This is a genomic window from Pseudomonas sp. AM8 (assembly GCF_036346475.1).
Lineage (GTDB): Bacteria > Pseudomonadota > Gammaproteobacteria > Pseudomonadales > Pseudomonadaceae > Aquipseudomonas > Aquipseudomonas marginalis.
The window spans coordinates 1-22,130 of the sequence record NZ_JAOTNX010000016.1 but is presented as its reverse complement, the minus strand read 5'-3'; the positions used below and the strand labels follow the sequence as shown (position 1 = coordinate 22,130).

General features: G+C 61.0%; 23 protein-coding genes. 7 read left to right on the top strand and 16 right to left on the bottom strand.

What is annotated here, in order from left to right:
* Positions 1-43: 43 nt before the first annotated feature.
* The 5 genes from V3W40_RS29740 to V3W40_RS29720 all read right to left on the bottom strand — a co-directional run bounded on the left by V3W40_RS29740 (position 44) and on the right by V3W40_RS29720 (position 5,735).
* Positions 44-1,294 (bottom strand): 2-aminoadipate transaminase, encoded by a 1,251-nt coding sequence (locus V3W40_RS29740; protein ID WP_065947202.1) that lies wholly within the window; start codon positions 1,292-1,294, stop codon positions 44-46.
* A 148-nt stretch (positions 1,295-1,442) separates the two neighbouring features.
* Entirely contained in the window at positions 1,443-2,456 is a 1,014-nt protein-coding gene (locus V3W40_RS29735; protein ID WP_330216210.1) for a diguanylate cyclase domain-containing protein, read from the bottom strand.
* 137 nt (positions 2,457-2,593) lie between these two features.
* On the bottom strand, positions 2,594-4,492 hold the full coding sequence (locus V3W40_RS29730; protein ID WP_330216209.1) for an alkaline phosphatase D family protein: 1,899 nt from the start codon (positions 4,490-4,492) through the stop codon (positions 2,594-2,596).
* Positions 4,493-4,615: 123 nt separating this feature from the next.
* Positions 4,616-4,813 carry a hypothetical protein gene (locus tag V3W40_RS29725; RefSeq protein ID WP_065926003.1) on the bottom strand — a complete coding sequence of 66 codons (198 nt, stop codon included), beginning with the start codon at positions 4,811-4,813 and terminating at the stop codon, positions 4,616-4,618.
* A 133-nt stretch (positions 4,814-4,946) separates the two neighbouring features.
* Positions 4,947-5,735, bottom strand: coding sequence for an MlaA family lipoprotein (locus V3W40_RS29720; RefSeq protein ID WP_137212829.1), 789 nt, complete (start codon positions 5,733-5,735; stop codon positions 4,947-4,949).
* Positions 5,736-5,899: 164 nt separating this feature from the next.
* Between V3W40_RS29720 and V3W40_RS29715 the strand changes: the two genes are divergently transcribed.
* The gene (locus tag V3W40_RS29715) at positions 5,900-6,610 is read left to right on the top strand and encodes a response regulator (RefSeq protein ID WP_065926005.1); all 711 of its coding nucleotides are present in this window, start codon (positions 5,900-5,902) and stop codon (positions 6,608-6,610) included.
* Positions 6,607-7,926, top strand: coding sequence for an ATP-binding protein (locus tag V3W40_RS29710; RefSeq protein WP_137212828.1), 1,320 nt, complete (start codon positions 6,607-6,609; stop codon positions 7,924-7,926). The genes V3W40_RS29715 and V3W40_RS29710 overlap by 4 nt, the downstream gene beginning before the upstream one ends.
* 22 nt (positions 7,927-7,948) lie before the next feature.
* On the opposite strand, the gene V3W40_RS29705 is transcribed toward V3W40_RS29710, so the two are convergent.
* From V3W40_RS29705 to V3W40_RS29695, 3 genes are all read right to left on the bottom strand, one after another.
* The gene (locus V3W40_RS29705) at positions 7,949-10,192 is read right to left on the bottom strand and encodes an ATP-binding protein (protein WP_330216208.1); all 2,244 of its coding nucleotides are present in this window, start codon (positions 10,190-10,192) and stop codon (positions 7,949-7,951) included.
* On the bottom strand, positions 10,189-10,803 hold the full coding sequence (locus tag V3W40_RS29700; RefSeq protein ID WP_065926008.1) for a biliverdin-producing heme oxygenase: 615 nt from the start codon (positions 10,801-10,803) through the stop codon (positions 10,189-10,191). The genes V3W40_RS29705 and V3W40_RS29700 overlap by 4 nt, the downstream gene beginning before the upstream one ends.
* Positions 10,804-10,999: 196 nt before the next feature.
* Positions 11,000-11,380, bottom strand: coding sequence for a response regulator (locus V3W40_RS29695; RefSeq protein ID WP_065926009.1), 381 nt, complete (start codon positions 11,378-11,380; stop codon positions 11,000-11,002).
* A 198-nt stretch (positions 11,381-11,578) separates the two neighbouring features.
* Here V3W40_RS29695 and V3W40_RS29690 point away from each other — a divergent pair, with 198 nt between their 5' ends.
* A complete protein-coding gene (locus tag V3W40_RS29690; protein WP_323147325.1) occupies positions 11,579-12,121 on the top strand; it encodes a demethoxyubiquinone hydroxylase family protein in 543 nt (180 codons plus the stop codon).
* 42 nt (positions 12,122-12,163) lie between these two features.
* Positions 12,164-12,538 (top strand): c-type cytochrome, encoded by a 375-nt coding sequence (locus tag V3W40_RS29685; RefSeq protein ID WP_065926010.1) that lies wholly within the window; start codon positions 12,164-12,166, stop codon positions 12,536-12,538.
* Here V3W40_RS29685 and V3W40_RS29680 read toward each other — a convergent pair whose 3' ends face one another.
* Genes V3W40_RS29680 through V3W40_RS29660 form a run of 5 tightly spaced genes read right to left on the bottom strand, consistent with a single transcriptional unit; the run spans position 12,539 to position 17,261 of the window.
* A complete protein-coding gene (locus V3W40_RS29680) occupies positions 12,539-14,560 on the bottom strand; it encodes an LTA synthase family protein (protein WP_330216207.1) in 2,022 nt (673 codons plus the stop codon).
* Positions 14,560-15,159 (bottom strand): hypothetical protein, encoded by a 600-nt coding sequence (locus tag V3W40_RS29675; RefSeq protein ID WP_330216206.1) that lies wholly within the window; start codon positions 15,157-15,159, stop codon positions 14,560-14,562. Before V3W40_RS29675 ends, V3W40_RS29680 begins: the two co-directional genes overlap by 1 nt.
* Complete coding sequence (locus V3W40_RS29670; protein ID WP_330216205.1) at positions 15,159-16,427, bottom strand: sialidase family protein; 1,269 nt, start codon at positions 16,425-16,427, stop codon at positions 15,159-15,161. The genes V3W40_RS29675 and V3W40_RS29670 overlap by 1 nt, the downstream gene beginning before the upstream one ends.
* Before the next feature lie 22 nt (positions 16,428-16,449).
* Entirely contained in the window at positions 16,450-16,995 is a 546-nt protein-coding gene (locus tag V3W40_RS29665) for a cytochrome b/b6 domain-containing protein (RefSeq protein WP_330216204.1), read from the bottom strand.
* Positions 16,995-17,261, bottom strand: a complete 267-nt coding sequence (locus V3W40_RS29660; RefSeq protein WP_065926014.1) for a PepSY domain-containing protein — start codon at positions 17,259-17,261, stop codon at positions 16,995-16,997. The genes V3W40_RS29665 and V3W40_RS29660 overlap by 1 nt, the downstream gene beginning before the upstream one ends.
* 147 nt (positions 17,262-17,408) lie before the next feature.
* On the opposite strand from V3W40_RS29660, the gene V3W40_RS29655 reads away from it, so the two are divergent.
* From V3W40_RS29655 to V3W40_RS29645, 3 genes are all read left to right on the top strand, one after another.
* Entirely contained in the window at positions 17,409-18,071 is a 663-nt protein-coding gene (locus V3W40_RS29655) for a response regulator (RefSeq protein ID WP_065926015.1), read from the top strand.
* Complete coding sequence (locus tag V3W40_RS29650; RefSeq protein WP_065947194.1) at positions 18,068-19,420, top strand: sensor histidine kinase; 1,353 nt, start codon at positions 18,068-18,070, stop codon at positions 19,418-19,420. The genes V3W40_RS29655 and V3W40_RS29650 overlap by 4 nt, the downstream gene beginning before the upstream one ends.
* Before the next feature lie 124 nt (positions 19,421-19,544).
* A complete protein-coding gene (locus V3W40_RS29645) occupies positions 19,545-20,111 on the top strand; it encodes a hypothetical protein (RefSeq protein ID WP_330216203.1) in 567 nt (188 codons plus the stop codon).
* Between the two features lie 228 nt (positions 20,112-20,339).
* On the opposite strand, the gene V3W40_RS29640 is transcribed toward V3W40_RS29645, so the two are convergent.
* From V3W40_RS29640 to V3W40_RS29630, 3 genes are all read right to left on the bottom strand, one after another.
* The gene (locus V3W40_RS29640; protein WP_442962876.1) at positions 20,340-20,585 is read right to left on the bottom strand and encodes a colicin E3-like toxin immunity protein; all 246 of its coding nucleotides are present in this window, start codon (positions 20,583-20,585) and stop codon (positions 20,340-20,342) included.
* 496 nt (positions 20,586-21,081) lie between these two features.
* A complete protein-coding gene (locus V3W40_RS29635) occupies positions 21,082-21,453 on the bottom strand; it encodes a PH domain-containing protein (RefSeq protein ID WP_027607590.1) in 372 nt (123 codons plus the stop codon).
* Positions 21,454-21,477: 24 nt separating this feature from the next.
* Positions 21,478-21,807 carry a hypothetical protein gene (locus V3W40_RS29630; RefSeq protein ID WP_065937839.1) on the bottom strand — a complete coding sequence of 110 codons (330 nt, stop codon included), beginning with the start codon at positions 21,805-21,807 and terminating at the stop codon, positions 21,478-21,480.
* Positions 21,808-22,130: the final 323 nt, after the last annotated feature.

Below are 22,130 nucleotides of genomic sequence, written 5' to 3'. Positions count from 1 at the left end.
GAGGGGGATCAGGTCAAGGCTGCCGACCGGCGAATGCAGGGCGTCAAACCAACTGCTTCAGGCACGCCTGGAGAATATCCAGTCCTTCTTCCAGCACCGCAGGCTCGATGGTCAGCGGTGCCAGCAAGCGCACGATGTGCCGCGACTTGCCGCTGGGCATCAACAACAGCCCGGCGTCTCGCGCCAGGCTCAGCAATTGGCTCAGTTGCCGGGGCGCGGGCGTGCCGTCGGCGTTGGCCAGTTCGATGCCGCGCATGGCACCGACGCCGGTCAGGCGGCCCAGGTACGGCGACAGGTGCTGCGAACGCCAGGCGGCATAGCGGCCAACGATCGCTTCTTCCTGTTGCGAGCCCCAGACCTGCAAGTGTTCATCCGTCATCGCATCGAGGGTGGCCAATGCTGCCGCGCAAGCGATGGGGTTACCCGAGTAAGTACCACCGAGGCCGCCTTTGGGCAGGTTGTCCATCAAGGCCTTGCGCCCGACCACCGCGCCCAGCGGCACGCCGCCGGCGATGCTTTTGCCCAGCAGGATCAGATCCGGTTCGATGCCCAGGCGTGAGAAGGCGAAACGCTGTCCGGTGCGACCGAAGCCCGACTGGATTTCATCGGCAATCAACAGGATGTTGTGTTCATCGCAAAAGCGCCGCAGGGCGTGGGCAAACTCGATATCCAGCGCCAGGAAACCGCCTTCGCCCTGCACCGGCTCGATGATGAAACAGGCGACGTCACCGACGTCGATTTCCACGCTGAACAAGCGGTCCATGGCTTTCAGCGCTTCAGCGCAGCCCACGCCGTTATCGGCGCTGGGGTAGGGCAGGTGATACACCGGGCCGGGCAGGACGCCGACCTTCTGTTTGTAGGGCGCCACCTTGCCATTGAGGTTGAGGGTGGCCAGGGTGCGGCCGTGGAAGGCTCCGTCAAAGGCGATCACCGCCGTGCGGCCGGTGGCGCCGCGCACGATCTTCAAGGCGTTTTCTGCCGCTTCCGCACCGCTGTTGGTGAGCATGCCGCTGACGGGGTAGTCCACCGGGATAAACCCGGCCAGGCGATCCATCAGTTCGATGTAGGGTGTGTGCGGTGCAGCGTTGAACGCATAGTGGGTCAACTTCGTCGCCTGTTCACGAATCGCCGCCACCACGCCCGGGTGGCAATGGCCAAGGTTGAGCACGCCGATCCCGCCGACAAAATCGATATAGCGTTTGCCCGTGGTGTCCCAGACCTCGGCGTTGCTGCCATGGCTGAGGCTGATGGGATGAACGATGGAAATCGACTGGCTGATGGTTTCGCGGCTCATGAATCTCGGACTCGGCAGTGGCGGGCGTGCTTTTATCTAAGCCGTGGGCCAGGCCCTGCCGCAAACGAAATAAAGTCGCCGGGTCATTCCAAATCGGAAGAGCTGTTGCCAAAAGCTCGTTTTTGGCAACGCCGTAGCCCCGTCGATGCTACGCCGACACCCCATCCTTGCCCGCCGCCTTGGCGCGATACAACGCCTGGTCGGCACGCGCCATCAGGGCGCTGGGGGACTCATCCATACGGCGCTCGGCCACGCCCACGCTGAGGGTGACGTGGAGGCCGCCGCGCATCGGGATCTTGCGCATCTTTTGGCAGATTTTCTCGGCCAGCTCCCTGGCGGTTTCCAGTGCGCTTTTGGGCAGGACCGCGATGAACTCATCGCCACCCCAGCGGGCGAGCAGATCGCCTGGGCGCAGGCAGCTTTCCAGGCATTCCACTACCTGCAAAAGGGTTTGGTCGCCCACGCCGTGACCATGCTGGTCATTGATCGGCTTGAAATCATCGATATCCATCGCGATCAATGCCAGCGGCAGGCGAAAACGCTGGGCGCGGTCGCACTCTTCCAGCAGGACTTTTTCCAGGCGATAGCGGTTGGCGACGAGGGTCAGGGCATCCCGTTCGGCCAGGGAGCGGTTTTCGTCCAGCTGCAATTGCAGCTGCTGGTTGACCCGTGACAATTCGCGCGTGCGCTCGGCCACCAGCGCCTCAAGGGATTGGTTGCGCCGCTCCAGCTGTTCGACGGAGCACTTGCGCATATGAATATCGCGATGGGCGCCCACCATCCGCGCCACCGAGCCGTCGGGGTTGCGCGCAATCACGTAGCCCCGGTCTTCGATCCACAGGTAACTGCCATCTTTTTTGCGGCAACGGTATTCGATTTGATAATGGGGGGCGCGACGGTGGATGTAGTCATCGAACAGCGTCATCACGTGGGGGTAGTCTTCCGGGTGGATGACGGTCTCCCAGGTGAACACGCTGTTTTCCAGGGAGTGGCGGGGGTAGCCCAGCATTTCGTACCAGCCTGGGTTGCGGTAGACGAACCCGGTATTGGCGTTCCAGTCCCAGATCCCGTCGCTGACCAGCTCCAGCACGGTATGCAGCATGTCGGCATTGAGGTGAGAGAAATCACCCGTCAGGTTGTTGTCGTCGGAAATATCGTCCATCTGCGCGCTCCTTGCATGGGCTGGCGTCCAGGGCCAACCATGTTGATGCCGATACTCCGTGGCTGGCGCTACTGTACATCGGAGCTTGTGCGCTTTGAATAGAACGAATGGGCGACTATAGGAGGGCTGGCAATGGGCTATTGCTTCGGCGCGATCATCCTTGTACGTGTCCTCCCATCAGCGTTGTGCTGGTAAATCGTGTCAGGCTGCCCCCGCTCGTTGAAGAACACTTGGCCGATGCCTGCCGAATTCCATAACCGTTCACCGGCCTCGGCATGTTCCGGGATATGCGGCACCACCTGCATGGTGCGGCGGCGAGTGAACCAGTTGAGGGGCGAACGTGGCGAGTACAGCCAGCGATTGAGGCGGTCGAACCATTCCAGCAATCGCGGTGGAAATTCGTTCTTGATGCCGCTGCTGGTGATCTGCCAGATCCTGGGACCGGCGTTGCGATGGCGGATCAGTACTTCATAGACGAACGAGTAGTGCACGTCGCCCGAGAGGATCACGTAGTTACCGGGTGTGCGCGAGTGGCGAAAAATATTGAGGATCACCTGCGCCGCGCCGCGATGGGCCATCCAGTTTTCCGCGTCCACCAGCAAAGGGTGCCCGCACCAACTGAAGATCTTCTGCACGGTCTCGATCAGCTTGACGCCAAACACAGGCGCAGGGGAGACGATGATGGCCGAGGGGTGGTCGAGCAGTTCCTGTTGCAGTTCGCTCAAGGCTTCCCAGTCCAGCAGGCCGGAGGGTTGCTTGAGGTTGAATTCGCTGCGCCAGCGCCGGGTGCGGGTGTCGAGCACTACCAGGGCCGGCGTGGTGGGCAGCACGTAGTGCCACTGCTGGAACTTCAGCAGCGCCGCGAGCAAAGCATCCTGTGCCTGGGCGTCCAAGTGATTGCTCTGCGCCTGGCTGGCCAGTGCCTGGGTGTAGCCCACCAGCTTATCAAAGGCGTCCGGGTTATTGCCCCAGCCCTGGCACAGCAGGTACGCCAGCAGGGCGTTACCGATGATGCGTCTGGAGAACGGATGGCCGTAGGCGGTTTCTTCCCATTGCGCGCTGAGGTTCCAGTCGTCGGTGATGTCGTGATCGTCAAAGATCATCAAGGTGGGTAGATGGGCGAATACCCGCGCCACGCCCGGCAGGCCGTCGCGAAATTTATCCACCTGCACCTGTTCGCGGGCATAGCGCGCAGCTTCATCGGCGCTCAGTTGCGGTGGCTGTACGGTGAGCAGGGACCAGGGGATGGGCGACCACACCAGCAGGTACATCGCCATGACTTCGGCGAACGTCACCAGGTGATTGTCGGCGGTGCTGCTGGTGAAAATCGGCTTTTTCACGCCGCCAAAGAAACGTTCGCGCAGGGTCTCATTGCTGTCCAGCGCGGGTAGCAGGTCTGCGCGGTGGTAGTAGCTGGCGTGATGCCCGTAGAGGCTGGCGCTGTCGTCTACCACCGCGCCTTCCAGGTACTCATCGAACAGGCCCAGGCGCGCAATCAGCCCATGGATCGCCCGCAACATCGGCCCGGCCACATCGTCGGCGTACACCTGGTCGCCGCTCATCATCAGCAAGGCTGGGCGGTCGGCCGGGGTCTGTGCATCGGCCAGCAGCCGATCGACGCAGAGCAGGCCTTCGTCGGCGCTGTGGTGAGGTTTGCGGCAGGAGCCGTGTACCAGCTGATGGATGTGGCTGTGCAGTACGAAACTTGGGCAGTGTGTGTCGGTGTACAGCAGGTGCGGTGCCCATTCGGCAATGCCGGCATCGTCGACCAGCAGATCATAGTGGATGACTACGTCCTGGGGCAGCGCCTCGTCCAGGCGTACATCAATCAGATGGATGTACGCCTGGCGCCCCACTGGCACGACCTGGCACCGGTCCTGGCCCAGCGGTATGTCCAGGCACTGGTCGGCACAGTGCAGTTTCAGGCTCAGGGGCAATGCCCGGCTCCCCACCAGCCACAGCACCAGGCGCCGGGGTTCCAGGCGCCGCAGCAGAGGGCCGGCGAGTACGGCGGGCAAGGTGTCGGGATGTGGCATGCGGTAACAGGCTCCGGCCAGGGTTGAACCGGCAAGGTTAGCGCAACGGATGTCAGTGTTTTGTTAAGGCGGGGCGGTCTGTAAAAAAGAAGAAGGGCAATACGCTGCCCTTCTTCCTGCGGTTCAGAGCAAGTTCCCCTTGCCCAGGCTATCCAGGCCGCCACTTCTGGGGCGGTTGCGCGATGAACCGTCAGCTTCCTGAGGCTCCAGTTGCAACTGAGGGTCTTCAATGCTGCGTTTCTTGCGTTGCAGGGCTGTGTCGTCCTGCGGCGTAGTGGGGGGAGGAGGGGGGAGCGGTGTCGCGTTGATGGAGCTGAGCATGGCAGTGTCCTTTTATCTATTAGTCGAGTGTTACTTCACCCCTTGGAGCGAAGTGCCGCCAAACTTATAGAGCAGGGCGCTGGCGAGCTATAAACGTCCTGCTGCAAGATATGACGACCTTTGGCTACTCGGCTCAGAAGTCATCAGCGGCGCCGTTCGCGCAACCCCCGGTCGCGGGAGTGGTCGCGCCGTCCTTGCCATCCAGCACAAACGCCGCACGGTTTTGTGCCACGACATTACGTATTGCGCTGTAATAGTCCGGCAATTTTTGCAGGCTGTCGGTGAGCGGCAACAGTGATGCCCGGGTATCCACGGTGCCACCTACCAGGCTGAGGGTGCCTAGGGTCTGTACGGTGTCACTGTCTCCCAACGGCGAGACCAGGAAACTCAAGACTTTGCCTGCCGCATCGCGGCTGTTGCTGGTGCCCAGCAGTGGCAGTTCGACAATCGGCCCGTTGCCGATGCCCCACACGCCGAATGTCTGGCCGAAGTCGGCGCTATGGCGCGGGATGCCCACGCGGTCTGATACATCGATCAGCCCCACCACGCCCACTGTGGTATTCAGCGCAAAACGGCCAAGGGTATTGACCGAGCGCCTTGGGTTGCCTTGCAACAGGTCATTGATAAACACCTTCGGCTCGCTGAAGTTGCTCGCAAAGTTATGCACACCCTGCTGGAAAAAATCCGGCAGGTAGCGGTAGCCACGTGCTACCGGCGCCAGGGCGTAGTTATCCACCGTCCGGTTGAAGGCAAACACCCCGCGATTGAGCGATTCGGCCGGGTCATACACCGGGTAATTCACCTGTGCGCAGCGGGTGGTGGTGCCCGAGGGGGCCGGGCTGGCGCAGCCCGTGAGGTAAGACACGGTCAACAACAGCACGACCTGGCGAGCCAGGTGCCGGGGATAGGTCAGCGAGCGCATAAGCACGGTCTCCGCAAAAGGGAGGCCGATGCTGGCAGCCGTCCCTTGCGCAAAGATGTCTGGTTTATTGCGGCGCTGACGCTTTATTGCACGATTGAAATATATGACGGGCTGCGTCGAATGGTTTTAGATGGCGCATCGACAACACCCAGTGATGCCCGCCTGTGAGCAACCTTTTGATCGTGGACGATGACCTTGAAGTCCTCGCGCTGCTGAAGAAATTCTTTATGCAACATGGCTATGCGGTCGAGACCGTCGCCGGTGGCACCGAGCTGTGGGCCGCCATGGAGCGTCATCCCGCCGACCTGATCATTCTTGACCTGATGCTGCCGGGGGAGAACGGCTTGTTGCTGTGCCAGCGCCTGCGCCAGCAGTACGCAACACCGGTGATCATGCTCACCGCCATGGGCGAACTCAGTGACCGCGTGGTAGGCCTGGAAATGGGCGCCGACGATTACCTGAGCAAACCCTTCGACGCCCGTGAACTGCTGGCGCGGGTGCGTGCGGTATTGCGTCGGGCAGGCGAGGGGCGGCCGGTGTTGGGCGAGTCTGCCCGTCCCTTGATTCGCTTTGCGGGCTGGCAACTGGACGTTACGCGCCGTGAACTGCGCTCCCCCGACGAGGTGATGATCCCGCTGTCATCCGGTGAGTTCGACCTGCTGCTGGTCTTCGTCGAACACCCCCAGCGCGTGCTGACCCGCGAACAACTGCTGAACCTGGCGCGGGGCCATAGCCATGACGCGTTCGACCGCAGCATCGACGTGCAGGTCAGCCGCCTGCGCCGCAAGCTGGAGTTCGATACCAAGCGCCCGGCCATGATCCGCACCGTGCGCAATGGCGGTTATCAATTCACCGCCAGCGTGAGCCGTTCATGAGCCGCCGCCCGCGTGACACGGTGGCCCGCTGGATCGCCCTGACCATCCTGGTGGCGATGCTGACTGCGTTGGCGTTCAACGCCCTGTTTGTGCAATTGGCGGGCGTGTGGGCGCGGCCGCCGTTGACCGAAACCGGGCTGCTGGAAAAAATCGCCGTGGTGGTGCGCGTGGTTGAAGGTTCGCAACCTGCGCAACGCGCGCACCTTGCGCAGGTTGTAGGCGACGAATCCTTCAGTGTGACGTGGGCGGCGCAGCGGGAAGCCTTTGAGCTGCCTGTGCTCGCCGACCCGGATTTTCATTCGGGCGAACAGGCCTTCAAGAACCTGCTCCAGGGGCCGGTGCGTCCCATGGAAGCCTACGAACCCTCCGATTGGCCGGGCGGCGATGGCCACTATGTGCTGCTGATGCAACTGGCCGATCAGTCCTGGCTGATGTTCAGCGCCCGTGCCCGCAGTTGGGGGCTGGACGAGGGCGCGCGCAGCGTGATTGTGGTGCTGCTGGTGCTGATCTCGACTGCGCTGGTTACCCTGGTCGCGACCCGTCGCCTGGCTCGCCCCCTGCAACACTTCGCCCAGGGCGCGCGGCGCTTTGGCGCCGACTTCCGCGCGCCGCCCATCGAGCCGGTCGGGCCCCACGAAATCCGCCAGGCGATCCTCGCGTTCAACGGCATGCAGGCGCAGTTGCGGCACTTTATCCAGGACCGCACGCAAATGCTCGCGGCCATCTCCCACGACCTGCGTGCGCCCCTGACCCGCCTGCGCCTGCGCGGTGAATTCATCGAAGATGCCGACCAGCAACGCCGGCTGTTCAATGATGTCGATGAAATGCAGGCCATGATCAACACGGCCCTGGCGTTCTTCCGCGACGACGCACGCCTGGAGCAGGCCACCCAGCTGGACCTGGCGGAACTGCTGCAAACCCTGATCGACGACTACCGCGACCAGGCGATTGAACTGGCTTTCAGCGGACCGCCGCGCCTGGTGTACTTTGGCCGGCCCTTGGGCCTCAAGCGGGTGATGACCAACCTGATGGACAATGCCATCCACTACGGTCGGGCGCCGGAAATCGAACTGCAACAAGGGCCGGCCGAAGTGGTGATCCGCGTGCTGGATCGCGGCCCGGGGATTGCGGCGCAGTATCGCGAACAGGTGTTCCTGCCGTTCTACCGCCTCGAAAATTCACGCAACAAGAGCACCGGCGGCGTCGGACTTGGGCTGTCTACCGCCCGTGCGATTGTGCTGGAACACGGCGGCACACTCACCCTGTCGGAGCGCCAGGGTGGCGGGTTAGAGGCGGTGGTGGTATTGCCGGTGTAACCGGTGCTCGCCACAGAGGCGGTCAGGTATGGGAGTCCTCAATCACCTTCGGCACCGTAAACCGGAACTCACTGCCACGCCCCACTTCACTTTCAGCCATGATCTTGCCGCCATGGGCGTGGACAATCCCTTGGGTGATATACAGCCCCAGGCCGGTGCCGGTGGGATTGTTTTCCGACTGGGTCCAGTAGCGATCAAACACGTGGGGCAGTTGATCAGGCGCAATACCTTCGCCTGAGTCACGCACCGAAAACACGATCTCTTCACCATTGGTCATCGCACTGATGCCGATATTGCCCTGGCGCGGAGTGAACTTGATGGCATTGCCGATCAGGTTCGACAGCACCTGGAACAGCCGCTCCGGGTCGCCGTTGATCTGCAGGCCAGGCTCGGCGTTGAACGACAGGTCGATGCCTTTTTCCATCGCCAACGGCGCGAGCAGGGAATAGGCCTCTTCGAACATTTGGCTGACGTCCAGGGCAACGGGTTTGACCACGTAGCGCCCGGCCTCGATTTTCGAGGTGTCGAGCAAGTCTTCCAGCAAGACGTTCATGCGTCCGGCGGCCTGTTGCATGGTGTCGATGGCCGAGGAAATGCGTCGCGAGGTGTGCGGGCCGTCGGAGCTGAAGGCCTTTTGCATCATGCCGCAGAGCATGGAGATCACCGTCATCGGGTTGCGCAGGTCGTGGGACACCACCGCCACCAGGTCATCACGGGCGCGCACGGCCTGTTGCTCGCGCAGCACCTGGCGAGCCAGGTCGTTTTCCAGGGCAGAACGACGCAGGTCGTTGGCGGCGAACAGGTCGCCATGGCTCCACTTGGTGGAAATACCGGCCATCTCCACCTTCCAGATTTCAAACGAGGTACGCGGGCGAAGGCGCAGGCCGGCGTCGGAGTTTTCCAGGTCGAGCGGCTTTTTCGGGTCACCACTCCAGTTAATGTTTTCTTTCACTTCCGGGCGGAACCACAGTACGCCGTTATCCACAGGCTTTGGCAGGCTCAAGGCCAGGACACCGCTGGCTACCTGTTGGAACTCGGCGCCTGGCGGGTAGATCGACACCAGGTTATGGCTGGAGAACACCGGCTCGCCGCTGTCCTGCAGCCACTTGTGCAAGGCCCGGATCTGCGCCGGTTCCGGGCAGTTGCCGTAGCGGTGCAGTTGCTTGTCTTCGATGATCGCCACGCCGCCGGACAAGGTCAGGTCCATCAGCACCTGGCCGCGCTGGGCCAGGCCGTCGAACACGTTTTCTTCGGAGGCCTTCATGGCTTTATCCAGCAACGCCAGGGCCTCGACTTTTTCTTCTCGCTGACGGCTCAGGTCCAGGGCTTCCATGGCGCTGATCTGCAATGACAGCACCTGACCGATGGTCTGGCAGGTGATACGCAGGTCATTGGGCACCAGCAGCGGCTCGCGGTTGCCGCAACTGATCAGGCCCCAGAGCTTGTCGCCCTTCATCAGCGAAATGCTCATGGACGACAGCACGCCCATGTTTTGCATGTACTGGCAGTGAATCGGCGACACGCTGCGCAGGGTGGCAAAGCTCAAATCCAGCGGCTCACCGGTATCCGGGCGCAGCTTGGGCAGCAGGGGCACCGGCTCGTAGGCAGCATTCGGGATGATGCGCAGCCAGTTGGTGCGATACAGCTCGCGGGCCTGCTCCGGGATATCGGACGCGGGGAAGAACAGTCCGTTGAACAGCTCCATGGACGGTGCCGACGCTTCCGCGATCACCTGGCCATGGCCTTCTTCTTCGAAACGGTAGATCAACACCCGGTCGTAACCGGTCATGGCCTGGATTTCAGTCACGCTGATTTCGTACAGCGCTTGCAGGGTTTTCGCTGATTGCAAACGTTGCAGCATCTTGCCCAAGTCACTGCTGCGGCCTTTCAGGGCCCGTGGCCGGAAGTCCTTGAGCCGCGGTTCGAATTCCAGCACCAGCACGTCCTGATGGCGGTGCAACAGGCCTTCGAACTCGGCGCCGTTGAGGGTGACGTGCAAAGGCGGCGCATCAAGGAAGCTGTTGTGTTCGGCCATGGCCTGCACGGCCTGGGCGTGCTCGGCACCGATCAGCGCGTGCAGTGGCTGGCCCAGCAACGACTCGGGGGCGCGGTTGAACAGGCTGGCGACGTTAGTGCTGACTTGAATGATGTTCAGGTCGGGCTCCGACAGCGTCAGCAGCACACCGTGGGGTTGGATCGCCCCCGGAAAGCGGATGGGCTCGTCGGCACAGTTGGCAAGCAGCTCTTCAAAATCGTCGGGTTTCATAGCAGTACCTCCTGGCTGTCGAGCCATTGCTCAAAGCAGCTGAATGTCGAGCGGGCCGCGTGCACCGCGCGCTGTTTGGCTGGCGTGTCCAGCGGCAGGCGGCCCAGGTAGTCGAGAAAATCTTTCCAGCGCCGACCGGTTTCGGCACCGTACACATCGAGGAACGCCCCTCCGTTGTCGGCGTCCAGCGCCAGGCGTCGAGCCATTTCCCGACGCAGTACCTGGCCGCCCAGGGTTGCGCCTTCAAGCACATACAAGGCGCCGAGGCAGGCGGCGGGGGTATCGAAAGCGGGCAATTGCACACAGTGCGGCAAGGCGTTGATCGCGGAGGCGTCCAGACCAAGGGCGTGAAGATCGTTGATCAGCGTCGGCGTTTTCATACGCAGCGTCGGGTCGAAGCCTTCAGGGATAAACTCACAGCCGTACAGCGCTGCTTCAATCGGCCGGTAAAACCCGTAATACGCCTGGATCAGGCGCTGATACCAGCCGGCATCCAAATGTTCGGAAAAAAACGGCAGTCGTTTTTCCAACGCCACGTGCAATAGGCCGGTGCCTGCGCGCAACGCGTCCAGCAATGAGGGCGCACCACCTTCATGGGCCTGTGAATGCATTCAATGAGCTCGAACTGTGGGCCTTTCGGCCATGAATGACGCGTTGAAAAAGGCGACGATTCTACACAACACATAAGCATCAGCTGAACGCACAAGGCGAAAAGGCTGACCAGCGGATCAGAAAAGTCGCTCCCTGCTTAAGTAAGTGACCATAAGGGCTGCTGCGAAGTTCGGCATCAATGATATCGCGACGCTATCAATGCATGGACGCCCCCTGCTGGGTCAATGCCGTTTGCACGCACTCAAGTAAATGCTCGGTGCTCCACGGTTTGGGCAGGAACCGCACGGAGCCACCCAATTGCTCCGCGAGTCTGGCGTTGCCCGAGGTGAGCAGCACCGGCACTGATGGCCAACGGTGCGCCACCACCCGGCTCAAGTCATAGCCGTTGAGCAACCCCGGCATCTGCACATCGCTGACAATCAAGTCCACCGGATCATCGCCGCGTTCCAGGTAAATCATTCCTTCATCGGCTGAAGGAAAAGACGTCACAACCGCGCCGAAATCCTCCAGTACATCCACCATCAACGACCGAATGATCTCGTCGTCTTCCAATACCAAAATCGATGGCTGAGCCATGATCCTTACTCCACCATCAGGGTTCAGTAAGGTGGAGTGGAACGGGGCCGGTTAGGTTCGATTGGATGCGTATGGGGCGATGGGTGGTCAGTTTCGAAGGTCTAGGTTGCGCATTTGCGCGGAGGTACGGCAGGATACCGGCGCTCTGCAATCAGGATCGGCCCGAATCCCGTGGGCCCTCGCACAAGGTCGTCAACCGTGAACGCTTCCGCAGCCCCCTTGATCGACCCTGACCTGGGCAATCGCATGATCAAAGTCGACCACGCCGGCGAGCATGGCGCGATCTGTATCTACAGCGGCCAGCTGTTTATGGCGCGATTGTTTGTACCCGGCATGGTGGGTGAGCTCGAGGAATTCCTGTCCCACGAACGTCGCCATCGCGCGGTGTTCCAGGCCGAGTTGCAACGACGGGGTTACCGACGCTGCCGCAGCTACTGGCTTTGCGGCCTTGGCGGGCTGGTGCTGGGCCTGCTCACCGGGGTGTGCGGGCGCAAGGCTATTGTTGTCACCACCGTCGCGGTGGAAAGCGTGGTGCTCAAGCACCTGGCTCATCAGCTTCATGCGTTACGCGAAATCGACCCACTGGCCGTGACGGCCATTGCTTCCATCGTTGAAGAAGAGCAACACCACCATGACCACTCGGCTGCGCAGATCGATGTGCAGGATCCCTGGTTTCGTGCGCTGACGCCGGTGGTTACGGCGTGGACCGAAGCGGTGATCTGGATGGGCATGCGCTCCTGACAAACAGGCATAATCGCCGCCAACACCGATGTGGAGTCACCCATGAAGTACGTCCTGCTGACCCTTGCGCTGATTCTCAACACCAGCGCCGCCAATGCCGCCGGCGATGCCGAGGCCGGCGGCAAACTCTTCACCAAGACCTGCGGCGGCTGCCACAGCGTCGGCGAAGGCGCACGCGGTGGCTTTGGCCCGGAGCTCAACGGCATCATCGGCCGACCTGCCGGCACCACCGCCGACTATCAATATTCGGACGCGATGAAAAACTCCGGTGTGGTCTGGACCCGCGACAAGCTCGCGGCCTACATCGAAGCGCCCAAAAAGGTGGTGAGTGGTACGCGCATGATTTTCTGGGGCATCAGCGACCCGGAAAAAATCGACAATATCCTGGCGTACCTCGAGACATTCCAATCCAAGTAATCACTCACGCACATTCCTGAACAGCATCAATCGCGCACTCTCGTGCAGCCCACGGGTCAGTGCCTGCAGGCGCTGGAATTCCTCGGGGTGCTGCGCGGCCACATCGTCACGCGGGGTGAGTGATGCCAGGTCATGCAAGGTGGGTGAGCTGCCGTCGTGCTGCATCTGCAGCAAAAAGTGCCGGGTCACGCCGCCGATGATCGGGAAGGTGCCTTCGCGCAATACCAGCGGCACCACGCGTTCGCCCTCGGGCGCCGGTTGCTGGATGTCCCGGCCCATCGCACCGTTGCGAAACGGTACGCCTGCCATGCCGGCCACGGTGGGCAGCAGGTCGGCCAGCCCTACAGCTTCCTCGATCACCCGAGGCGCAAGGCCGGGAGCGTGGATCAGCAGCGGCACGTTGTTACTTTCCAGGCCCAGCTGTTCGAAGGCCGGCGCCATGTGCGGGATCTGGCTGATGCGGGTGTTGTGGTCGCCGAAGAACACAAAGATGCTGTTGTCGTAGTAGCCACCGGACTTGGCGATTTCCATCAGCCGGCCGATGTTGTAGTCCAGCAGGCGTACGGCGTTGTACTGCTCGACACTGCGGGAGCCGGCGGCCTGGGCCTGTTCCAGCGTCACGTGGCTGATCTGGAAGCCATCGTTGTGTTTGGGGATGGTGAAGGGGCGATGGTTGCCGGAGGTTTGCAGGTAGGCAAAGAACGGTTGGTCCTTGGGAAGCGTGCTCAACAGATCGTCAGCTTCCTTGAACAGGTCCAGGTCGGAAATCCCCCACACGTCTACCCGTGGCGATTGCCAGTCGCTCTCCTCGAACAGTTGCACATCGTCGATGCTCTGGCGGATCAGTGCATTGATATTCGCCCAGCCGGCGTTGCCGCCGATCATGTAGAACTTCTGGTAGCCCTCGAATGCATTGATCAACGTGTGTTGCCGCGTGATCAACGGGTTGCGCGTGGCGGTCTCCTGGCGGGTGACGTCGGGCACGCCGGTGATGCTGGCCCACACGGTTTTCGCGGTGCCGGTGACGGGGACGTAGAAGTGTTTGAAGAACCAGCTTTGCGTCGCCAGTTTGTCCAGGTTCGGCGTGGGGTTGAGCGGGTTGCCATAGGCACCCACGGCACTGGTGCCGAGGGATTCGAGCATCACGAAAATCACGTTGGGCGGGCGCTCGCCGGCCAGTCGATAGGGCTGCACGCCTTGTTCGCGGATGAAGTCCAGGGACTGGGCATCGGGTTGGGGCACGCCCAGGTATTCGGCGACTTGCGGGTAATACTGGCGGACCTGGGCCTCATCGAACTGCGATTGGCCGACCTTGAGCGTGTCATACAAAAATAGCACCGGGTTCAGGCCCACGGCGGCCAGTTGGCTGTTGCCGGCAAAGAAGGCATCGCTCCAGCGCAGGGGCACCGGGTTTTCCAGGTTGAGATGGGCGACACGGCCCAGCAGGGCCAGCAGCACCGCGACGACGCCCATCACACTCACCAGCGCCAGTGCCGGTTTGCTGATGGCGGTGGGCGCTCGATCCAGGGTCAACCGCTCCAGGCAGACCAACGCCCAGACCCAAAGCGCCACCGCCGCGAGCCAGCAGGCGGTTATCCACAGTACCGGGTAGGTTTCCCACACCATCTGCTGGGAAATCTGCGCATCCTGCAGGTAACGCAGCACCGTCGCATTGATACGCACGCCGAGGTAGGCGTAGTGGCCGAAGTCGATGATGTACACCAGCCCCACCCCCGCCAGCGCGATGACCAGATAACCGCGCGCCAGCCAGCGCAGGGCCGGCAGGGTGGTGAGGTTCCAGCGCGGCAACCACGCCAGCACGGCCAGCGGCAGCAGGATCAACACCGCCAGGCGCAGGTCGAAACGCAGGCCGATTCCCAGGGTTTCCAGCAGCGCCGGGGTGTTCAAGTCCAGGCCGGAAAAAACCAGCACAAACACCAGCCGCAACGCAGCCAGCAACACAAATACCAACCCGATCGCGCCCAGGCCGTAGCGCAGGCGGCGTGATTGCAACGCACTCATCATTGACCCCGGTGCCATTTCAAAAGAGGGCGCCAGGCGGCGCTGATCAGCAGCCCCGCGACGGCGATCAGGCAGTAACCGGTCAGCAACGGGTCGACCAGATAATCCCAATAGTTTTCCGACGCCTTGAGCCGTAACGCAAAAGCCAACGTGCCCATCGCCAGCATCCACACCGCCAGCGTATTACGCAGCCACAGCATCAACAGTGCGGCCGCCGCCATCAGGGCGATCATCGGTCGCGGGTTGAAGCCCCAACGGTACGGGTCGAAGTAGGTCAGGCCCAACGTGGCCGGGTACAGCACCAGGCTCAGCAGGCCAAACAGCAGCAACGTCTGCACTTGATGCCGACGAGCGAGCGGTTGCACTAAGCCCAGGCGGCTGAGCATGACCCACGCCAACAGCACCAATGTGCAGATGGCCAGGTCATCGGTAAAACTGCGCACATACGCCGCCAGCGGCAGCTCGTTGACCGGGATAAAACTGACCGCTACCAGCACCGGCAGCAGCCATGGCCGCCAGGGAGCGGTAAACCTGAGCGCGCTCAACAGCACAAACCCCAGCAGCACAAAACTCAAATGGGCCTGCCACACAGAAACCATCACAGACGCTCCGCCAGCCAGGCTTCGTTGAAGCTGACATGTTTGATGAAGGTGTTATTCCACGAGTACACCACGTGGTACATGCCGTCCGGACTGCGGCTGAAGTACGGGTACTCGTATTCGAAATCGCAGCCTTGGGGTTTGCATACGCGGTAATCGAGGTTGCTGAGAAAGCGCTGTTCCAGCGGCAGGCGTTTGGCGCCGCTGGAGGCGCGGAAGCCTTCGCCGATGATTGCTTTATAGGCCTCGGGGGAGAACGGTTGGCCGAGCGGGTCGGGTGACTCATCCAGTTGCACCACGGTGCGCCATTGGCTGAGCTGGGCGTCGGTGCCGTAGAGGCTGAGCTTGAAGCGGCCGTCCTGCAGGTCGTTGAGGGCCACGAGCAGCCCGTCGTCCTCGGTACCCACCGCCGCCAACGATGAATTGGGATTTGCCGGTTCCAGCGGGTACGGCTCGCTCCAAGTTTGCCCCGCATCTTCGGTGCGGCTGGCCAGGACGCGGTGGTGGGTGTCGCCGGCGTAGCGCAACATCGCCACCGCGCGCTTGCCATCCAGCGGCACGATAGTGGGTTGCAGGGAATTCTTGCCGCGGCTGATGCGGAATTTGTCGATTACCGCGCCGTCGGCACTCAAGTACAGGTACTCGGCAAACTTGCCCATGAACTCGTGGTACACCGGCAGGCCGATGGAGCCGTCGGCGTGGAACACCGGCGCGGCGCGTACCAGGGTACTGATGTTGAAAAACGGTGAGGTCACCAACTGTCGGGGCGCGGACCAGTTGGCGCCGAGGTCGTCGGACACCATCAGGTTGATCGCACTGGTGGCCCAGCCACCGACCGACACCGACACATAAAACATCCACAGGCGTTTATCCGGCCCCAGGGCGATCACCGGATTGCCGAGCTTGCGGATATAACGCTGGGTGCCGTCGCGTGTGCTTTCCCGCGTGGCCAGCACCTGCTCGGCACCCCATTCGCCGCTGCGCGCATCGAAGCGTGCGGTGCGCACCTGTACATCGGCGGCGCCTTCACGGGAACCGGCAAACCACACGGCGATCAAGTCGCCACCGGGCAGGGCGGTGACCGAGGACGCGTGGACAAAGTCAGTGAGCTGCGAGGACACAAAACGGCTGGTGTATTGCGGGGCCGCCGCCACCTTCGAGGTGTTCGGCGCCACTTGGGCAAAGTGTGCCAGTACATGGGGCGGATGGCTTAGCCATGCGGCCAGGAACACGCCGAGCAGGCTGCAGATCAGTAAGGCGGAGCGCATAGAGAACCTGTCGAGAAAAGGATTACTGCGCAGGCTCATCCGGCAGGCGCTTCCTGCGACCGGTGAGCATGGATAACGGCAGGTTGTCCCGCACCTGGATACTTTCAAACACCGCGGCCAGCACATGGATGCACACCAGGCCCAACAGCACATTGGCGGCGGTCTCATGGATTTGCAGGGGCCAATCGGCGCCCCACAGGGCATCCACTTCCTGCATCAAAAAGCCGCTGATGCCGACGACCAGCAACGCCAGCAACATCAACAGCATCACCAGCGCGCCGAGGGACGAGTGGCCCAGGCGATGCTGCGGGCGGCGGTTGAGCAGCGAGCGCAGATGGTTTTTCAAGCGTTTCGGGGTCGGCCAGAAATCCGCCCAACGTGCACTGCGCGGCCCGATGAATCCCCACACCACGCGCACCAGCAGCCAGGCCATGGCGTAATAGCCCAGCCAGACATGCCAGTCGTCGCCTGCTTCGTTAAAGAAGTAATTGGCGACAAAGACCCCGGCGATCGACAGATGAAACAGCCTCACCAGCGGGTCCCACAGGCGTAGGGATTCGACTGGCATCAGCCTTTGATCTCAGTCTTCACGGCCTTGCCGGTGACCGGATCGTGGTAGATCTCTACCTTGCGCTTGTCCTTGTCGAAACCGTAGATTTCGTAGCAGTTGCCGTCGGTGACCTTGAACTTGCTGATCTCGTAGCCTTCGGCCTTGAGCTTGTCCTGGAAGGCTTTTTCGTCTTGCCATTGCGAGCGTTCGGCGGTGGTGCATTGCGGACCGGCAAGGGCCAGGGGGCTGGCGATAATCAGGGACAGCAGGAGAATTTTGCGCATGGAAAAGCTCTCAGCAGATGTGGGAGATTTCACAGTGCAAAATCAACCTTAGCGCAACCTTAGTTGGCAACGCGCGGTAACATCTTTGCCGAAATAGCCTCGGCCAGAACCCGGCATGATGCCGCCGATTCCTACAGAGGTTTTGCTATGCGCCTACTCCTTGTCGAAGATGATCGTGCCCTTGGCCAAGGGATTCGCGTGGCATTGGGCGTTGAAGGCTACACCCTGGATTGGTTGCAGGATGGCGTTGCGGCCCTGCATGCCCTGCGCATGGAAAGCTTCGACCTGTTGCTGCTCGACCTCGGCCTGCCGCGCCTCGATGGCCTGGACCTGTTGCAGCAACTGCGCGCCGAGCAGCACGACCTGCCGGTGCTGATCCTCACTGCCCGCGACGGCACCGCCGAGCGCATCGCCGGCCTGGACGCCGGTGCCGACGACTACCTGGTCAAACCCTTCGATGTGGAAGAACTCAAGGCCCGCGTGCGCGCCTTGTTGCGCCGCAGTCAGGGCCGCGCGCAACCGATGCTGGAACATGCCGGCGTCAGCCTCGATCCAGCTACCCAGCAAGTGCGGTACCTGGACGCGGACATCATCGTCACCCCGATGGAATACCAATTGCTGCACCAACTGATGGTACGCCCCGGCAAAGTGGTGACCCGCGAGCGCCTGTCCCGCGCGTTGTATGGCTGGCAGGACCGGGTCGAGAGCAACACCTTGGAAGTGTTGATCCACAACCTGCGTAAAAAGTTATCCACCGAGCTGATCCGCACCGTGCGCGGCGTTGGCTATGTACTGGCGCTTAAACCATGACCTCGGTTCGCGCGCGCATCCTCATCCCTGTCCTGGTGCTGATCCTGTTGGGCGACGCCCTGATCAGTTGGCTGGTGCTGCGCGATAGCCACCACGAAATCGAAGAAGTCTACGACGCCCAGCTCGCCCAAAGCGCGCGCCTGTTGCAAGGCGTGCTGCGCCAACGCGACCCCGGCGAGGCTGATTGGGACCGTCTGTACCAGGCCTTCGACCAGGCCATGAGCCGTGTCGGCGAAGACGGCGTTGCCCACCCTTATGAAACCCGGTTGACCTTCCAGGTGTGGCGCAGCGACGGCCAATTACTCGTACGCTCCGCCGAAGCGCCAGTGTTGGCCGCACCGCCGGCTACCCTGGGCTCCCACGACATCATGGACAACGGCAACGACTGGTGCGCCTTCCTCCTTGCCGACCCGCAGCAAGGCCTGCTGATCTGGGTGGGCGAGCGCGACGATATTCGTCAGGACGTGATCCAGCGCATCATGCGCCACACCCTCTGGCCCACCTTGATCGGCGTGCCGTTGCTCACGGTGTTGATCTGGCTGGTGATCGGCTGGGGCCTCAAACCCTTGCGCGCCATGGCCCGTAAAATTCGCGGGCGAACCGCCGAGACTTTGCAACCGCTGCACCTCAAGCCGCTGCCCAGTGACCTGGAGCCGATGCAAACCGCGCTCAACCGGCTACTGGTCCAGGTGGATGATCTATTGGAACGCGAACGCCGTTTTATCGCCGACGCCGCCCACGAACTGCGCACCCCCCTGGCGATCCTGCGCATCCACGCGCAGAACGCCCAAAGCGCCGGTACCGAGGCCCAGCGGCGCGAAGCGTTGGACTTCCTGGTCAACGGCGTCGACCGCGCCACCCGCATTGGCAGCCAACTGCTGACCATGGCGCGTATCGAACCGCAGTTGAACAATCCCAAGCGCAGCCGCGTACAACTCACCGAGCTGGTGCGCGAAGAACTCGCCGAACTGACACCGCTGGCCATGGAAAAAGGCGTGGAGTTGGTGTTGGAAGGGGATGAAGACTGCTGGATCGAAACCGAGCCTGTAGCACTGGCCATCGCCCTGCAAAACCTGGTGACCAACGCCCTCAACTTCTCCCCGCCGGGCAGCGAAGTGAAAGTGGTGATTGGTGCCCATTGCCTTAGCGTGGAGGACCAGGGGCCGGGCATTGATGAGGCGGAAATGGGGCGTTTGTTCGAGCGGTTCTACAGCCGTGGCAATGCCAATGGCGCAGGGCTGGGGCTGGCGATTGTGGAGATGATCGTGGGCAAGATCGGCAGCCGGTTGGCGTTGCATAACCGTGAGCAGGGCGGGTTGTGCGCGCGGTTGGTGTTCAGCGAGGCCTGAAGCGATCACGGCTCAAATGTGGGCGCTGTCGAGCCCCTGCATCGCGGTCGCTCCACTGCGGAACATTCTGTTTAATCACTGGTCCAGTCATCATCATCTGTCACCCTGATAAGGACATCCTCCCGTGAAGCGAATCGCACTGCTCTCCCTGGCCCTGGCGCTGTGTGCCTGCCAATCCAACCAACGTGACTCATCGCCCAGCCTGCTCAAGGACGGCATCCAGCTGCGCCAGAAAACCGTGGCTGTCGATGCTGAGCACGCCAAAGTCATCATGAAAGCCTACGGCGGCACCGCTCCCGTCGAGTTCTCGATACGTCGCGAAGGCGACCCCGATCAACGCATGGAAACCCTGGGCACGGTGATGGATACAGGTGAGGGCCGCGTCTTCAACTGGATTGCAAAGCTCAACCAGACGGTGGCCAGCGCTGGGTTCAAGCGCTTCCCGCAGTTGGAGATCCAGGCAGATCCTGGCAAGAAGTTGACCGTTGCCAGTTCGTCCACCGACTCACGCCCTGGCATCTACGCCATTTGCGGGCCTCTGCTAAGTAGCTTCCAGCCTGAAAAGGGCAAGGTGTATCTGGTGGAGTTCCAGTTCAAACCTTCGGCGTGTGCGCAGCAGGTGTTTGATATTACGGATCCGGGGAAACGGGTTCTGATTGGGGGGGAGGGGAGTGAGGCGAAAGAGGGTTAGTTGGACGGCCGAACAAATGCGGATGCTGCGCTTGGAAGGACCTGAAGGTTTGATACTTCCAGCGCTCTCCGCCAGGGTCTTCATCGGTCGTGCTGACTTCGCCGAAGTACCAATGCTCTGATTCGAAAACGTTTCCTTTTCCGTCCTCGTGGATGAAGTGAAAGCCAACTTCGTGGAGGCCTGCCTGAACGACAGTCTGCGCATGAAGATGAATTCTCTAAGTCTGTGTTATTCGTTTGCACCTTCGTAATCAAACGCGATGAAGTAGTCGCTTTCTGAAAGAGCAATTTCATGAGAGAAGTGTGTCTGTATCTGTGATAGCCATTCCCGCCGCAGTTCAAACATACCGTTATTGACGTCCTCGTCTATCGACAGTCCAAGTTTAGAAATCACGGAGTAGTCGTTTCCTAGGTCCGCTGAGTCCTCCGTTCCGCGTAGCCACTCTGTGGTTCTGTCGAACCATTCCAATCTCATTTTTAGTCCCATGTGTCCAATCGGCTTAATTCGTTGGCTAGTGTCGGAAAAGTAGACTGATGTTTGAGTCAGTCGCGCTGCTTCGATTATTTCGATTTTCGTTTGTTTCGTTTAGTGACTCAAATGTGGGAATTGTCTGTGAAGGCCGAGTTTTCAACTGGCATGACACTCACCGTATCCATGTCGACGAGAAGCCAGGCAGCAGGCAGCAGGTAGTGGTGGCGAGTGTGGCCAGGTAAGGCACGCGGCGATTTGCTCGCCGCATGGTTCAACGTTGCATCGGCGCGAAATCGAATGACCATAGGCCGCTGGCACGGTTTACTGTCACGTTCACTTCAGTGTCGGTGAAGCGTCAGCTGTTGACTGGGGGCTCCATTTATTTGATGAGGTTGCGTGTAGTCAGCGTCGGTTTACTTTTAGGTGATCGGGCTCGGTTCAACAGCGTGGGTGACGATCAATAGGCGTCATCGGTGATGCTCTGAAGCATGCCTGCTGATCAGCTCAGCAAGTGCTTGGAGATCAAGCGCGAGATTTCAACAATCGAGGTCTTGCCGGTGAATTCAAATTTCACTTTCCCCAACGACGAAAAGTAAATCTCCAGTTCCGAATCCAGATCAAACGTGCCGGACGTTTCCACCGAGTACGCGACGATGTTCTTGTACGGCAGCGAGGTGAAGTCCTTCTTGCTGCCTGTTATGCCTTGTACGTTCACTGCGATGATGCGTTTGGTGGTGAATACCACGCCGTCGCGCATGGCTTTGTAGGCGTCGATGACTTCTTCTCCGTCCAGCAGCAGGGCCGCGACGCGTTCGGCGTATTCGTTGTTTTGCTTGAGTTTGAAGAAGCCTTTGTTATTGAAGTCGATCATGTGAAGGTCCTTGTGGTGAGTCCGTTATTGAATGGCTTTAAGGTAGTCCTTCAGTGTCGCGAGCAGTGGCTTGAGTTCCTCCAGCGTGGAGGCTTGCTGTACGTCGGTAGACAACCGCTGCAGCTCACGTCCCAATACCGTATCGGCCCCACCCAAAGCGACCAATGCCTGCAGCACACACTCATCTATCTTCAACAGAATTCCCGGCAGATCTCCCTGTCGCACCAGCAACCCGAACACCTCCCGCTCATACCTATCCATCACCAGGTCGTCCCTCAACACCGGGCTGCCGCCGTCCTCCTCATGCACGAGCTTGAGTGCAAAGAGCGCAACAGCTTCCAGCGTCAATTCCATGGTCTCGGTTCCTCTGGGGTTGGGGGAGGGCGATGATCCCTGTTCTGGGCGTGAAAACAAAGACCCGATGCGTACCGGGCTCTCTTGCGGTATTAAAGAGTCGCCTGACTTCACGGGGACACCGGAGTGATCCTTGGCAGTCGCATCCCCTATTGGCCAAGTACCCCTTCTATCTATATAGACGCAACGACGCGCTTCTTTTAAAGGCGGGCGTCGTTGCGTCGCGGTGTGGGTTCTTTGTTAAGGAAAAGATTTTCCAGAAGAGGGGTTGACCAGGTAATTCAATACTGTATTATTCGCCTCCCGCTAACGAGAGATCGGAG